This is a genomic window from Pseudarthrobacter sp. PH31-O2 (assembly GCF_030063265.1).
Classification (GTDB): Bacteria; Actinomycetota; Actinomycetes; order Actinomycetales; family Micrococcaceae; genus Arthrobacter.
In genome coordinates this window covers 282,567-296,647 of sequence record NZ_JASIST010000004.1, presented here as the reverse complement: position 1 = coordinate 296,647, position 14,081 = coordinate 282,567, and the positions used below count along the sequence as shown (strand labels likewise).

The 14,081-nt window shown below is 68.6% G+C and carries 12 protein-coding genes; 4 read left to right on the top strand and 8 right to left on the bottom strand.

The genetic code is table 11. The annotated features are described in order from the left end of the window. Positions 1–9 precede the first annotated feature (9 nt). A complete protein-coding gene (locus QMG72_RS09065) occupies positions 10–1,455 on the bottom strand; it encodes a glycoside hydrolase family 3 N-terminal domain-containing protein (protein WP_283480303.1) in 1,446 nt (481 codons plus the stop codon). A gap of 417 nt (positions 1,456–1,872) precedes the next feature. Between QMG72_RS09065 and QMG72_RS09060 the strand changes: the two genes are divergently transcribed. Beyond that, positions 1,873–3,024 (top strand): glutamate--cysteine ligase, encoded by a 1,152-nt coding sequence (locus QMG72_RS09060; RefSeq protein ID WP_226774013.1) that lies wholly within the window; start codon positions 1,873–1,875, stop codon positions 3,022–3,024. Between the two features lie 24 nt (positions 3,025–3,048). On the opposite strand, the gene tsaD is transcribed toward QMG72_RS09060, so the two are convergent. From tsaD to QMG72_RS09030, 6 genes are all read right to left on the bottom strand, one after another. Continuing rightward, the gene (tsaD, locus tag QMG72_RS09055) at positions 3,049–4,197 is read right to left on the bottom strand and encodes a tRNA (adenosine(37)-N6)-threonylcarbamoyltransferase complex transferase subunit TsaD (RefSeq protein WP_283480302.1); all 1,149 of its coding nucleotides are present in this window, start codon (positions 4,195–4,197) and stop codon (positions 3,049–3,051) included. Next, on the bottom strand, positions 4,194–4,661 hold the full coding sequence (rimI, locus tag QMG72_RS09050) for a ribosomal protein S18-alanine N-acetyltransferase (RefSeq protein WP_226774015.1): 468 nt from the start codon (positions 4,659–4,661) through the stop codon (positions 4,194–4,196). Before rimI ends, tsaD begins: the two co-directional genes overlap by 4 nt. A gap of 65 nt (positions 4,662–4,726) precedes the next feature. Continuing rightward, on the bottom strand, positions 4,727–5,398 hold the full coding sequence (gene tsaB, locus QMG72_RS09045; RefSeq protein WP_226774016.1) for a tRNA (adenosine(37)-N6)-threonylcarbamoyltransferase complex dimerization subunit type 1 TsaB: 672 nt from the start codon (positions 5,396–5,398) through the stop codon (positions 4,727–4,729). Beyond that, on the bottom strand, positions 5,398–6,036 hold the full coding sequence (tsaE, locus tag QMG72_RS09040; protein WP_282359719.1) for a tRNA (adenosine(37)-N6)-threonylcarbamoyltransferase complex ATPase subunit type 1 TsaE: 639 nt from the start codon (positions 6,034–6,036) through the stop codon (positions 5,398–5,400). Before tsaE ends, tsaB begins: the two co-directional genes overlap by 1 nt. Continuing rightward, positions 6,033–7,253 carry an alanine racemase gene (alr, locus tag QMG72_RS09035; RefSeq protein WP_226774018.1) on the bottom strand — a complete coding sequence of 407 codons (1,221 nt, stop codon included), beginning with the start codon at positions 7,251–7,253 and terminating at the stop codon, positions 6,033–6,035. The genes tsaE and alr overlap by 4 nt, the downstream gene beginning before the upstream one ends. Before the next feature lie 204 nt (positions 7,254–7,457). Next, a complete protein-coding gene (locus QMG72_RS09030; protein WP_282359720.1) occupies positions 7,458–8,549 on the bottom strand; it encodes a carbohydrate kinase family protein in 1,092 nt (363 codons plus the stop codon). Between the two features lie 82 nt (positions 8,550–8,631). On the opposite strand from QMG72_RS09030, the gene QMG72_RS09025 reads away from it, so the two are divergent. After that, positions 8,632–10,071 (top strand): family 4 glycosyl hydrolase, encoded by a 1,440-nt coding sequence (locus QMG72_RS09025; RefSeq protein ID WP_283480301.1) that lies wholly within the window; start codon positions 8,632–8,634, stop codon positions 10,069–10,071. 17 nt (positions 10,072–10,088) lie between these two features. Here the strand turns inward: QMG72_RS09025 and QMG72_RS09020 are convergent, their stop codons facing one another. Further along, positions 10,089–10,625, bottom strand: a complete 537-nt coding sequence (locus tag QMG72_RS09020) for a GNAT family N-acetyltransferase (RefSeq protein WP_283480300.1) — start codon at positions 10,623–10,625, stop codon at positions 10,089–10,091. Between the two features lie 176 nt (positions 10,626–10,801). On the opposite strand from QMG72_RS09020, the gene mshA reads away from it, so the two are divergent. Both mshA and QMG72_RS09010 read left to right on the top strand, forming a co-directional pair. Next, positions 10,802–12,088: a D-inositol-3-phosphate glycosyltransferase gene (gene mshA / locus QMG72_RS09015; protein ID WP_283480299.1), complete on the top strand. Its 1,287-nt coding sequence runs from the start codon at positions 10,802–10,804 to the stop codon at positions 12,086–12,088. 57 nt (positions 12,089–12,145) lie between these two features. After that, positions 12,146–13,888: a formate--tetrahydrofolate ligase gene (locus tag QMG72_RS09010; RefSeq protein WP_283480298.1), complete on the top strand. Its 1,743-nt coding sequence runs from the start codon at positions 12,146–12,148 to the stop codon at positions 13,886–13,888. The last annotated feature ends 193 nt before the right edge of the window (positions 13,889–14,081 follow it).

Sequence of the window (14,081 nt, the reverse complement as noted above, 5' to 3'; positions counted from 1 at the left end):
GGGCCGGCATCAGTCACAGCCGGTGCCCGCGGGCTGGGACCCAACGTCGACCGGAAGTTTGCCGGGGGCCGTGGCAGTCCCGGCAAGAACCGAGGCCAGCGCGTCGAACGCGCCCTGGCTGCGTCCGTAGACCGCGATTCTGCTGCGGGCCGTGACGTCGGCCAGCGGCCAGGGCGCATCGAGGGCCACCGCCACCTCGGCTGCCGCCTCCGGTGCAGGCGGCTGTGGTCCGGCACCGATCAGCCGGACGAGCGGGCCCTCGCCGATGCTGATGCCGGCCTTGCTCGCGGATGCGGCGAAGCGCGAGCGGTCCTGCGCCGAACCGCCGGCCACACGGACGCTGGCCGGCACGATCGGACCGCGGCAGGGCCCGGCGAGCACGGTGATGGCGGCCCGGGAGACCTTTTGCGAGAGTTCGCTGCCGCTCCCGGGCGCCGTGCCGGGGCCCTGTCCGGTGCGGCCGCGCCAGATCAACATGGTAACTACACGCTGCGCGGCCTCCGCGAGCCGTGCCGGCGGCAGCGCACCGCTGCGCACGGCGCCGACAATCGCGGCGTGGGCCGCCTCGACGTCGGCGGGCATCAGCAGCAGGTCAGCGCCAGCGGCGAGGGCCAGCGGAGCGGCGGAGTCGTTGGGGTACCGGTCCTGGATCGCCGCCATGTTTAGCGCGTCGGTGATGGCAACACCTTTGAATCCCATCCGGCGAAGTTCCGCGTAGGCCGCCTTGGAGACGGAGGCCGGGACCCCGGGGTCAAGCGCCGTCACGGCAATGTGGCCGGTCATGACCATCGGCAGCCCGGCGTCAACGACAGATTGGAAGGGCCGCAGGTCCTTGGCGCGGAGTGCATCCAGGCTGGCATCCTGGACGGGCAGCCCGGCGTGGGAATCCACGGTGACGGAGCCGTGGCCGGGGAAATGCTTGGCGGCCGGCAGCAGCCCCCCGGCCAGCATTCCTTGGGAAAAGGCGACACTGTAGGCGGCTGCGGCGTCGGCGTTGCCGGACATGGAGCGCGCGCCGATGGCAGGATCGGCCGGGCCCATGGTGACGTCGGCCGACGGGGCAAAGTCGGTGTTGAACCCCAGTGCCGCCAGTTCAGCTGCCATGGCTGCGCCGGCCTCTCCGGCGAGGGGCGCACTTCCCGCCGCGCCGTAGCTCATCGGGGCGGGCCATTCGGTCAGCGGCGCCCTGAGCCGTGCCACCTTTCCGCCCTCCTGGTCGACGCCGATCAGGCCGGGCCAGCTGCGGCCGCCGGCGCGGGCCGCTGCCTGGAGCTGGCCGGCGGCGGCCTGCATGGCTGTGGTGTCAACGCTTCCGTCTGCGGTCCCCGGAACGTTGTCCCCCATGATGATGGAACCGGCCAGGTGCAGGCGCTCGATGACCGCGGCATGGGCGGTATGGTCGAGTCCGGGAAAAAACGGCAGCAGAACCTGGCCCGCCATCTCTTCGGTGCTCATGGCGGCAACAGCCCGCGCCGCATCGGCCGCGTCCCGTTCCTGCGGTCCCCATCCGAGCGGGCGTGTCCCGGCCAGGGCGGAGGCATCCTGATTATCGGGCAGCGGCGCGGCAGTGCCGCCGCTCGGCTGTGCCGGTCCGGATGGTGCGGCGGTTTGCGCCGCTCCGGAGGGCGGCGGCGCCGGCGGCCCGGAGCAAGAGGAGGTTCCGAGCACAAGCAGGACGACGGCCGGGACCAAGGCGGCCTTCCGCGTACTTCTGTGAACACTTTCACGTTTTCGCTGCAGTCTTGCCACCGGTCCGATGTTACCCCTGCACTAGACTTGAGGCACCGTTGCCTCGCCAACTGTCCGGCACATCCGCCCACGACGTTGCCGGTCGGGGCAGGGAAACGGACAGCAGAACAGTGAAGGGACCACATGAAGATTGATTTCGCTTCATCCAGGCAATCAACTCTTGGTGTGGAATGGGAACTAGCCCTCGTGGATGCGGAAACCGGGGAGTTGGCCTCCGTCGCCAAAGAGGTGCTCCGCGGCGTCGCTGCGCGGCACCCCGAACTGAACGAGGATGACGAGCACCCTCACATCAAGCAGGAGTTGCTGCTGAACACCGTGGAGCTGGTCACCGGGATCTGCAACACCGTGGCGGAAGCGAAAGCGGACCTGACCAGTTCCCTCGCCGCAGTCCGTGAAGTCACCGATCCGATGGGCGTTGAAATCTTCTGCGCGGGCAGCCACCCCTTCAGCCCGCCGCAGCTGCAACCGGTGACAGATAAAGAGCGTTACGCCAAGCTCATTGACCGCACACAGTGGTGGGGCCGCCAGATGGTGATCTACGGCGTCCACGTGCATGTTGGCCTGGACAGCCGGGACAAGGTGTTGCCGGTACTGGACGGCTTGGTGAACTATTTCCCGCACTTCCAGGCGCTCTCCGCCTCCAGCCCGTTCTGGGGCGGCGAAGACACCGGTTACGCCTCCCAGCGTGCCCTGATGTTCCAGCAACTGCCGACCGCGGGGTTGCCTTTCCAATTCGCCAACTGGGCGGACTTCGAATCGTATGCACAGGACATGTCCACCACCGGCGTGATCGACTCGCTCTCCGAAATCCGCTGGGATATCCGGCCCGTCCCTCATTTTGGCACCATCGAGATGCGGATCTGTGACGGCCTGGCAACCCTGGAGGAAGTCGGCGCCGTCGCAGCGCTGACCCAGTGCCTCGTTGATGAGTTTTCAACGACACTGGACAACGGCGGCACCATTCCCACCATGCCGCCCTGGCATGTGCAGGAGAACAAGTGGCGTGCCGCCCGCTACGGCCTGGACGCCATCATCATCCTGGACGCGGAGGGGAACGAGCAGCTTGTTACGGACCACATCCGCGAAACTGTCGCACGGCTCCGGCCCGTCGCCGAGAAGCTGGGCTGCGCCGCGGAGCTGGCGGACGTCCTGAAGATCGTTGAGCGCGGCGCCGGATACCAGCGGCAGCGGCGCGTGGCGGCAGAGCACGGCGGGGACCTGCGCGCCGTCGTACTGGACCTGGTCCAGCAGATGCGCCAGGGCCCCGAAGCGTAGAGCCGGGGCCGCGCCGGGGCGGCCTCAGGCCGAGACGGTGGTGACCGGCATCGAGGAATCCGGGGCGAAACCGAGGCCGCTTGGCGCGATCCCGGCCATCACCAGCTGGGCGCCGAGCGCGGCGACCATGGCGCCGTTGTCCGTGCACAGGGCAAGCGGCGGGACGGTCAACCGGATCCCGGCGGCGCTGCACCGCTGTTCCGTGAGCTGGCGCAGCCGTGAATTTGCCGCCACGCCGCCGCCCAGCAGGAGGTCGGTGATGCCGTTCTCCCGGCAGGCCAGCACCGCTTTGGAGGTAATGATGTCCACGACCGCCTCCTGGAAGGCTGCGGCGATGTCCGCCACCGGCACCGTCTCGCCGCGTGCCTCGAATTGCTCCACGCAGCGCGCGACGGCGGTCTTGAGTCCGCTGAACGACCAGTCGTAGCGGTGCGGGCCGGGTTCGTCCGCGGACCCCATGTACTTGGGCTGGCTCAGGCCGCGCGGGAAGCGGATCGCTTTGGCGTTGCCGGTGCGTGCCAGCGTGTCGATGGCCGGTCCGCCCGGATAGCCCAGGCCCAGCAGCCGCGCCACCTTGTCGTAAGCCTCGCCGGCGGCGTCGTCGATCGTGGACCCGAGCAATTCCACGTCCGCGGTGATGTTCCGGATCCGCAGGATTTCGGTGTGCCCGCCGGAGACCAGCAAGGCCCCCAGGTTTTCCGGCAGGCCGTTTCGCGGCACGGTACTCCCGCGCCCGCCGGCTGCCGCCGCGGACCCGGCGAAAGCCTGCGGGCCGCCGTCGTCCGGCTGGAGCAGGCCGACGCCGACATGGGCGACGAGGTGGTTGATGGCGTAGAGCGGTTTGCCCGTTGCCACAGCGAGCGCCTTGGCCGCGCAGACACCCACCATCAGGGCTCCCGCGAGGCCCGGACCGGAGGTCACGGCGATCGCATCGATGTCCTCCAGCGTCACCCCGGCCTCGGCCAGGGCCGCGCGGAGCGTGGGGACGAAGGCATCGAGATGGGCGCGGGAGGCGATCTCGGGGATCACGCCGCCGAACCGGACATGCTCATCCATGGAGGAGGACACCGTGTTGGTCAGCAGCCGGGTCCCGCCGACAATCCCGACGCCGGTCTCGTCACAGGAGGACTCAATGCCCAGGACCAGCGGCCGGACATAAGTGGTGCGGTTCATGGTCGGGCTGCTTCCCTGGGAGTGGCATCGGATTCGGGACTGGTCAGCCGCAGCCGCATGATCAGCGCGTCAACGCCGTCGCGGTAGTAGCGGGCCCGGAGGTGGATCTGCTCGAACCCGTAGCGGCGGTAGAGCTGTTGTGCCCGGGGGTTGTCGGCCCGGACCTCCAGGAGCACGTCCTCGGCACGGCGCAGCCGGCTTTCCATGATGAGCGCTGTGAGCAAAGCCGAACCAATGCCCCGGCCCTCGTAATCCGGCGCAACCGCAATGGTCTGGACATCCGCGATCGGCTCGATGCACATCAGCCCTGCATAGCCCACAATCTGCCCTGCCCGCTCGGCCACGAGGTAGTGCCGGGTGCCGGCCTGCGCCAGTTCGGCGACAAACATCTGCAGTGGCCAGGCGTCCACCGGGAACAGCTGGCGCTCCAGCTCATCCACTGCGGGAATGTCCGCAGCGGTCATGAGCCGAAGTCTCACGCCGCCGGGCAGCGCTGCCGGTTCCGCACCGCGGCCAGCGGACGGGGCGTTCACAGCGCCCTCTTCCGCGGACCGGGTACCTGGGCGTCGGACTCGCGCAGGTAGAGCGGGGTGGAGTCGAGCAGCTGTTCGCCCGCCGCGAGCCGCGCGAGGGCGAACTGGCCCAGCGACAGGGCTTCCGGCTGGCGGGAGCTGAACTCGGGAACGGCCTTAACGAGGTCTGCATAGAGACCGGCGCCGGCGCCGTAGACGGGAAGCTCGGGCAGCGCCCCGGCAAAGCCGACGTGCGGGCCGTCCAGCAGCTGCGGCAGCTGGCCGCTGGCCAGGGCGTACCGGGCCCAGTAGACCTCTTTGCGCCGGGCATCCGTGGCGACAATGAACTCCGGCGCCGCGACCGTGGACTCCGCCACTTCCAGGGCGATGGCGTCAAGGCTCATGAGGCCATGGAGCGGCTTGCCCCAGACGAACGAGAGGGTGCGGGCCGTGACGATCCCCGAGCGCAGCCCGGTGAACGGACCCGGTCCTACTCCGACGACGACGGCGTCGACGTCGGAGCCGTCCAATCCGGCCTCCGTAAGGAGCGCCGCGATTCCCGGGGCCAGTACTTCGGCGTGGCTGCGGGTATCTTGTGTGGCGAAGCTCGCCACCACCGATTCCGGGGTGTCATCGGAAACGAGGGCGGCGCTGGCCACGGCCGAGGTGTCGATGGCAAGGATCAGCATCAGGTCCCTTCCGGGGTGGTGGGCAGGGGCTGCGCGGGATTCTCGCCGGGAGCGGGCAGCACGGGCCGGTCCACCCAGCGGGGACCGAACCCGCGGATCATGATGGTGCGAGGTTCATCGTTGTCCGCAGGGTCAAAATCCAGGGTGTCTGGTTCAACGGGGCCGGGCACAACGGGGCCGGGCACCGACGCGGCAGCTGGTGGCGCAGCGGCGCCGCCGAGGCTGCGGACCAGATCCACCTCAAGCCGGCTCTCGCTCAAGTGTTCCACCCGGTCCCGGCCCCATTCGACAACTGTGACGGCGCTGTCCATGGTGTTTTCCAGGTCGATGTCGTCGATTTCCGACGCGGAACCCAGCCGGTACGCGTCCACGTGCACCAGGTCCGGACCGCCCGGACGGGAACCGGAGGGCAGGTTCGGGTGGATGCGAACGAGCACGAACGTCGGTGAGATGATGCCGGCACGGACGCCCAGTCCCTCGCCGAGGCCCTGGGTGAAGGTGGTTTTTCCCGCTCCGAGCTCGCCGGTGAGGACCAGCAGGTCACCGGCCTGGAGCTGGGTACCGAGGACGGCGGCAAGGGCGTGGGTTTCCTCCGCGCTCCGGACTGTCAGGGTCCGTTCCCAGAGCACCCCGCTCACGGTTGCGACCCCTCGCGGCCGGGCATTTCATTGATGTAGCGGCGCGGAACCCGGGGACTGATCCGCGTGACGATCTCATAATTGTTGGTGCCGGCGGCCCGGGCCCAGTCCTCGGCGGTGGGACCGCCGTCCTCACCGTTGCCAAAGAGCACGGCCTCGGCGCCCAGCACGCTGGTCCCTCCGGCCGACACACTGAGCGGACCGAGGTCGATCACCATCTGGTCCATTGCGATGCGTCCCACCACGGGGTAGTTCACACCACGGACCCGGACGGGTCCGCCGGTTGCGATCCGCGGGACCCCGTCGGCGTAGCCCAGCGGGATCAGGCCCAGCGTGCTGGCGCTGCCGGTGCGGTAATTCAGCCCGTAGGAGACGCCCTGGCCGGCGGGCACGTCTTTGCAGTGCGAGACCACCGTACGGACGGTCATGGCGGGGCGCAGGCCCAGTTCTTCCGGGCTCTGGTCCTCGAACGGGGACAGCCCGTAGAGGCCCAGGCCCACGCGGACCAGGTCAAAGTGTGTGTCCGGCCGCGACAGCGTGGCCGGGGTGTTGGCAAGGTGCCGCACCTCGGGGTCCACGCCGGCGTCCTGGGCGATAGCGAGGGCTTCGCGGAAGGCGGCCAGCTGCTCGTCCGTTTCCGGCCGTTCGGGTTCGTCGGCGACGGCCAGATGGGAAAAAATACCCACCACGCGCAGGAGGCCCTGGTCTTGGTAATCCATGGCTTCGCCGACCACACCGTCCCAGGCACTCATGGTTGCCCCGTTGCGGCCCAGCCCGGTGTCCACTTTTAGGTGCACTCGGGCTGGCCGTTCCTGCTCCCGGGCTGCAGCCACGGTGCGCTTTAGATCCCACCCCGAGCACCCGATATCAATCCCGGCGGCCACGGCGGCGGCGAAGTTACTCTCCGGGGTGTGCAGCCAGGCAAGCACGGGCGCCTCGATCCCGGCGGCGCGCAGGGCCAGGGCTTCGGAAATATGGGCGGTTCCCAGCCAGGTGGCGCCGGCGCCAAGGGCAGCACGGGCCACGGGAACGGCGCCGTGACCGTAAGCATCGGCTTTGACCACTGCCATCACCCGCGCCGGTGATGCTACGGCTGCGATGCGGCGGACGTTGTGCCGGATGGCTGCAAGGTCGATTACGGCCGAGCGTTCTTCGGCGTGGCCGGGCTGGGCCTCCGGGACGGGCCGGAAGTCACCTGTTGCTGCTGGGTAAGTCACTTAACGATTCTAGGGGTGGCCGCGCATGGGGCTTAATTCAGGCCCCGCGGCAGCCCTGCTCCGGGGGGACATGCCCACTGTTAGCACCCACCGCTGGGCACAACAGGTTTATGCCCATTCCCCGGCTCGCACGGAGAGCATGTCCACCGGGACGGGAGCCCACCGGCAGACATGTCCGCTGGTGGGCTCCCGGTTGGAACAGCGCTACGCGTCCGAGAGGTGGGCGATGGTCGCCGTCGCCCGCCGCTGCGCCTCCGGCGGTACGTCCCGGATGATGTCCTCCAGAAAACGGTAGCGCCGCATCCACTGGCTGGACTGGCGTTCCTTGCGGGCGTTGGCCCGCTGCCACCAGTCGGCGATGTCCCCCCAACCGGGCGCCGCCAGCGAGCCGCCGACCTCCTGCACTGCCAGGGCCGCGCAGAGATTGGCAAACCTCAACCTGTCACCCAGCGGCCAGCCGGCCAGGCAACCGACGATGAAGGCGGCTCCGAAGCAGTCCCCCGCACCGGTCGGGTCGAACGCGGACACGGGCAGCGACGGCACCCACTCCTCCTCGCCCGTTTCGGAGTCCACCGCCATCGCCCCCTGGGATCCAAGGGTCACGACGGCGACCGGCACCTTGTCCGCCAGGGCGTAGAGTGCGGCCCACGGGTTGTCATGGCGGGTGAAAGCCATGGCTTCGTGCTGGTTGGGCAAAAAGGCGTGGAAATACTTCAGGTTGTCCAGCCGGGAGGAGGACCAGGCGCCGGTGGGATCCCAGCCGACGTCGCCGAACAGCCGGACCCCGGCTTTGTGCGCGTCGATTGCCCACGGCTCCACTTCCTCGCCGAGCTCCGCGACGGCGGCGAGCGCCGGCGGCGGCTCGCCGATCAGTTCGCTGGAGCTGACGGGGGCCGGGTGCCCGTGGGTCACCATGGACCGGTCATGCTCCACGCTCAGGGAGACTGTGACCGGTGAATGCCAACCGGCGACCCGCCGGGACAGGGACAAGTCCACGTGCTCCTGTCCGGCCAGTATCTTCCAGTTGTAGTCGCCGTAGCCGTCATCGCCAAAGGCAGCCGCCAGCCCGGTCCGCAGCCCCAGCCGTGCCGCGGCGATGGCCTGGTTGGCTACGCCCCCGGGGCAGCTGCCCATCCCGTCGCTCCAGATCTCGGTGCCGGCGACGGGGGCGTGCGGCAGCCCGGTGAAAATGATGTCCTGAAAGACCGTCCCCGTGAGCAACAAGTCAAAACCCGCCGCACCGGGGGTACGGGCGGAGGCAAGCGGATCAAATCGCTGCGTCGGAAGCGCGTCCATAGTTGGCACCCTACGCCGTCGAGGTACCGCTGGAAAGGCGCCTGCCGGTCCAGTCGGTCCCCTCCGCGCATAGACTGTCGGCATGCGGCTGATGATTGCCGGCGGCGGCGGATTCCGGGTACCGCTGATCTACCGGGCGCTCTGTGCGGGGCCCTTCGCCGGGCTGGTCCGGGAACTGGTGCTGTACGACGTCGATCCCGGCCGCCTCGACGCGATCCGTGCGGTGCTTGCCTCGTACCCGGCACCGTACGTGCCAGGCACCGCAACCTTACCCGCGGTGCGGGCCACCACATCCCTGGCCGAGGCGCTGTCCGGCACGGATCTGGTGTTCGCCGCGATTCGTCCCGGCGGGACGGCCGGGCGAACCGCCGACGAGCGGGTGGCCTTGGACCTCGGGCTCCTGGGCCAGGAGACCACAGGAGCCGGCGGCATCTCGTACGCGTTGCGGTCGATTCCGCGCATGCTGGAGCTCGCTGAGCAGATGCGGCGCCACTGTCCTGACGCGTGGCTGCTGAATTTCACGAATCCGGCGGGCATGGTCACCGAGGCCCTTGTGCCGGTCCTCGGGCCCAAGGTGGTCGGCATCTGCGATTCGGCCAGCGGGCTGGTGCACCGGGCTGCGGGTGCCGCGGGCGTCGCACTGCCCGCGGGGACGCTCGACGGCGTCGGGTACTACGGCCTCAACCACTTGGGCTGGCTCTACCGTCTGGAGTCCGGCGGCCAGGACATGCTTCCGGGACTGCTGGCCGATGCAGACGCTTTGGCCGGTTTCGAGGAAGGACGCCTGTTTGGGCAACCTTTCCTTGCGGAACTGGGATGCCTGCCGAACGAATACCTCTACTACTACTACGAGACCGGCCGCGCCCTGGCCGGCATCAGGTCCGCCGCCACGACCCGCGGCGAGTCCATCGAACGGCAGCAGTCCGAACTGTATCCGCGGCTCGCGGCCGCCGGCCAGGACGCCTACCGGCTCTGGGACGCCGCGCGCCGATCCCGTGAGGAAGGCTACCTCGCCGAGGCCCGATCCGCTGGCGAGCGCCGGGATGAAACGGATTTGGCCGGCGGCGGCTACGAACGGGTTGCCCTCGCCGTGATGCGCGCCCTCTCCGGCGGCGGCCCGGCGGAGCTGATCCTCAATACCCGCAACACCGGCGGCGATCCGGCAGCGGGCCGGATCGCGGCTATTCCGGGACTGCCCGCGGACGCCGTCGTCGAGGTCCCCTGCCAGGTAACGCCCGACGGCGTTGTTCCCCTTCAGCAGGAACGCCCGGCACCGGCGCAACTGGCCCTGCTGCAGCAGGTCAAGGACGTCGAGCGCCTCGTTGTGAGCGCCACCCGCCGGGACGCCGGGAGCGCCGGAACCGGACGCCGGGATGCGGCCCGGGCTGCTTTTGCCAGGCACCCGCTGGTCGGCTCCGGACCCGGCGGTTCCGGGGACCTCGACTCCGGGGACCTCGCGGGAAGGCTGCTGGCCGGCTACGAACGGGCGTTTCCGGAACTGCAGAATCTGTGGCGGGATTAAGTGCCGAGCCCGCGGCGCTATAGCCTGCGGTACATGACGTGCAGTCCGACGTAGCCCAGGCGTGGGTGCAGGAACGCTTCCGGGAGGGTGGCCAGCACCTCGAAGCCCAGGGACTGCCAGGCGGCAACGGCATTGACGTTGCTTTCCACCACGGCGTTGAACTGCATCGCACGGAACCCGGCGGCCCGCGCTGCGTCCAGCGAATAGGCGCACAACGAACGGGCCACCCCTTTGCCCTGGTAGTCCGGGTGGACCATGTACCCGGCATTGGCAACGTGGCCTCCGCCGCCGCCCTGGTTTGCATGCAGCTCGCCGGTGCCCATGATGACGCCCGCGAGCTCCCCCAGGCCCGCCGCGACGAAGGTCTGGCCGGGCGTTTGTTGGAACCAGCGTTCAAATGCCTGGTGCCCGGTAGTGGTCCGGTCCCAGGTGAAGGTTTCCCCGGCCCTGACGACAGGCTCAACGATTTCCCAGACCGCGGGCCAATCCCCGGCGGCGGCCGGCCGGATTTCCCAGCCGGGGACGGTGGAATCCCTCGTTTCGTGTGCGCGCACAGTCGTCACGGTAGCAGCACCGTAGGCTCTCTGACCGGCACCGCCCGCCGGCCTGTGAAACGGCGGTAACTTCAGGAGTAGTGTTTTATCGAAACACAGGTCCGGACGTGTGTCCCGGGACCAGCTGAACAAGGTGCGCGTCCGCCGGGATGCGTTCCGGAGCGGGGAGGAGAACAATGTCGCTGGTCCGCCGCGTCGCATTCCTCTCGCTGCACACCTCGCCGATGGAGCAGCCCGGCTCCGGCGACGCTGGGGGCATGAACGTGTACATCCGTGCCCTTGCAGCAGCCCTCGCCGAGACCGGCGTCGAAGTGGAGATCTTCACCCGGTCCACGTCCGCCGGACAAGCCGCCGTCGAGCATCCCTCCCCCGGCGTCTGCGTCCACAACGTCCTGGCCGGTCCGGCCCGGACGCTGCCCAAAGAAGAACTGCCCGAGCTTCTGCACAGCATGGTTGCCGAAATCGACCGGATCCGGCAGTTGCAGCCGCACGGCCGCTACGACGTGATCCATTCGCACTACTGGGTGTCCGGGGTCGCCGGGCTTGAGCTCGCCGGCCTGTGGGGGCTGCCCCTCGTGCACACAATGCATACCATGGCCAAGGTGAAGAACCTGCTGTTGGTCGCCGGCGAACAACCGGAACCCCGCCGGCGCGAGGACGGCGAGCAACGGATTGTCGACGGCGCCACCCGGCTGATCGCCAACACCGGTAACGAAGCGGCCGAATTGGTCTCGCACTACAACGCGGACAACGACCACATCGATGTGGCCCCGCCGGGTGTGGACCTGGGCATCTTTACACCAGCGTTCCGCAGCCGGGCCCGTGCGGACCACGGCGTCCCGCCCGAACGTTTCCACCTGCTGTTCGCCGGGCGCATCCAGCGGCTGAAAGGCCCGCAGATCCTGGTCAAGGCCGCCGCCCTGTTGCGCGAACGCCGGCCGGACATCGACCTTCAACTCACCATCGTCGGTGCCATCAGCGGCTCCAGGGACTTCGATTTGAAGTCGCTGATCAGCGCGGCCGGGATGGACGACGTCGTCACGCACCACGCGCCGGTCAGCGCCCCGGAGCTGGCCGGCTGGTACCGGTCCGCGGACGTCGTTGTGATGCCTTCCTACAGCGAGTCCTTTGGTCTCGTGGCGCTCGAAGCCCAGGCCTGCGGCACACCGGTGGTCGCCACCCGGGTCGGCGGACTGTCCCGTGCCATCTTCGACGGCCGGACCGGATTGCTCGTCGATGGCCACAAGGCTGCCGACTGGGCGGACGCGCTGGAGGCGCTGTACGACGATCCTGCGACCCGCAGGGACATGGGCCGCGCGGCCGCCTTGCACGCGCAGGAATTCGGCTGGCAACGCACCGCCGCCATCACGTTGGAGAGCTATAACACGGCGCTGAGCCAGTATTTTGGAAACCTGACCATTCCGCTGGGCCACACACCCGCCACCGGAACCGCGGGCCGGTAACACCGGCCCGAACCACTGGCCGGAACACCCACCGATGCCACGAAGCAAAGGACGACGATGTCTGACACCGTTACTGACGGATCCGCCGCAGGAACCCCCACCGCTGGTGCCCCGGTGCCCAGTGATCTGGAGATCGCGCAGAAGGCCACCATGCGGCCGATAGCGGAGATCGCGGCAGCGGCGGGCATCAACGCCGAAGCCCTGGAATTCTATGGCCGGTACAAGGCGAAGATCGACCCGGCACGGCTGGCGGGTTCCATGCCCGGGGCGCCGGTCCGATCCCCGGGCAAGGTGGTGCTTGTTTCTGCGATGTCGCCGACGCCCGCCGGGGAAGGCAAGTCCACCACAACCGTGGGACTGGCGGATTCCCTGGCCCGCGCGGGCCACAACGTGATGATCGCGCTCCGCGAGCCTTCGCTGGGCCCGGTCCTGGGCATGAAGGGCGGCGCCACCGGCGGCGGCTATTCCCAGGTGTTGCCGATGGACGAGATCAACCTGCACTTCACCGGCGACTTCCACGCCGTCACCTCGGCGAACAACGCCCTGATGGCACTGGTGGACAACCACATCTACCAGGGCAACGAGTTGAACATCGACCCTCGTCGGATGACCTTCAAGCGCGTGCTGGACATAAACGACCGTTCACTGCGGGAGGTGGTGATCGGTCTCGGCGGCCCGGCCCAGGGCATCCCCCGGCAGGACGGCTTCGACATCACCGTCGCCTCGGAGATCATGGCCGTCTTCTGCCTGGCTACGAACCTTTCCGACCTCCGGGAACGCCTGGGCCGCATCACCTTCGGCTACACCTACGACCGGCAGCCGGTCACGGTGGCCGAACTGGGTGTCCAGGGTGCGCTGACCATGCTGCTCAAGGACGCCATCAAGCCGAACCTGGTGCAGACCATCGCGGGGACTCCGGCCCTGGTGCACGGCGGACCGTTCGCCAACATTGCCCATGGCTGCAATTCCCTGATCGCCACCCAGACTGCGCGCAGCCTCGCGGACATCGTCGTCACCGAGGCAGGCTTCGGCGCGGACCTGGGCGCAGAGAAATATATGGACATCAAGTCACGCGTCGCCGATGTGGCCCCCTCCGCCGTCGTGGTGGTCGCGACCGTGCGCGCTGTAAAAATGCACGGCGGCGTCGCGAAGGATCAACTCAACGAACCGAACCTGGATGCGCTGGCAGCCGGCGTCGTCAACCTTCAGCGCCACGTGCGGAATGTGGAGAAATTCGGCATCACCCCGGTGGTGGCGATCAACAAATTCGCCACGGACACCCGCGAGGAGCTGGACTGGCTCCTGGAATGGTGCGCCGCGGAGGGTGTCCAGGCGGCGGTGGCCGACGTCTGGGGCCGCGGGGGTGGTGGCGACGGCGGCGACGAGCTTGCGGCCAGGGTCGCCGCCGCGATCGACGCCCCGCACACCTTCCGGCACCTGTATCCGCTGGAGATGTCGGTGGAGGACAAGATCCGGACGATCGTGCAGGAAATCTACGGCGCCGACGGGGTTGATTTCTCTGTCCCTGCGCTCAAGCGGCTCGCGGAGATCGAAAAAAACGGCTGGTCCGGTTTCCCGGTCTGCATGGCGAAGACGCAGTATTCCTTCAGCGATGACGCGAGCAAGCTGGGCGCCCCCAAGGGTTTCACCGTGCACGTCCGCGACCTCATTCCGAAGACCGGCGCGGGCTTCATCGTGGCCCTCACCGGAGCGGTCATGACCATGCCGGGGCTGCCCAGAGTTCCTGCGGCGATGCGGATGGACGTTGACGCCGACGGCAACCCGGTCGGCCTCTTCTAGACCCTCCCTCACATCCCGCAGCCCACCCGCCAACCCTCCCTCACATCCCGCAGCCCACCCGCCAACCCTCCCTCACATCCCGCGACCCACCCGCCAAGGGACGTCGGAACCGGTGACTACCGCTACGGGCCATTCCCGGGCAACTGTGGATAACTCCTGCACGGTTACCTGAATGGGTTCACAATTCCAGCAT

Bases quoted from the DNA above. Each gene is read 5' to 3' on its own strand.
- tsaD (WP_283480302.1), bottom strand. From the start codon at position 4,197: ATGAACCGCACCACTTATGTCCGGCCGCTGGTCCTGGGCATTGAGTCC.
- QMG72_RS09060 (WP_226774013.1), top strand. From the start codon at position 1,873: ATGAAGATTGATTTCGCTTCATCCAGGCAATCAACTCTTGGTGTGGAA.
- tsaB (WP_226774016.1), bottom strand. From the start codon at position 5,398: ATGCTGATCCTTGCCATCGACACCTCGGCCGTGGCCAGCGCCGCCCTC.
- mshA (WP_283480299.1), top strand. From the start codon at position 10,802: ATGTCGCTGGTCCGCCGCGTCGCATTCCTCTCGCTGCACACCTCGCCG.
- rimI (WP_226774015.1), bottom strand. From the start codon at position 4,661: ATGACCGCTGCGGACATTCCCGCAGTGGATGAGCTGGAGCGCCAGCTG.
- QMG72_RS09010 (WP_283480298.1), top strand. From the start codon at position 12,146: ATGTCTGACACCGTTACTGACGGATCCGCCGCAGGAACCCCCACCGCT.
- QMG72_RS09030 (WP_282359720.1), bottom strand. From the start codon at position 8,549: ATGGACGCGCTTCCGACGCAGCGATTTGATCCGCTTGCCTCCGCCCGT.
- QMG72_RS09025 (WP_283480301.1), top strand. From the start codon at position 8,632: ATGCGGCTGATGATTGCCGGCGGCGGCGGATTCCGGGTACCGCTGATC.
- QMG72_RS09065 (WP_283480303.1), bottom strand. From the start codon at position 1,455: ATGAGCACCGAAGAGATGGCGGGCCAGGTTCTGCTGCCGTTTTTTCCC.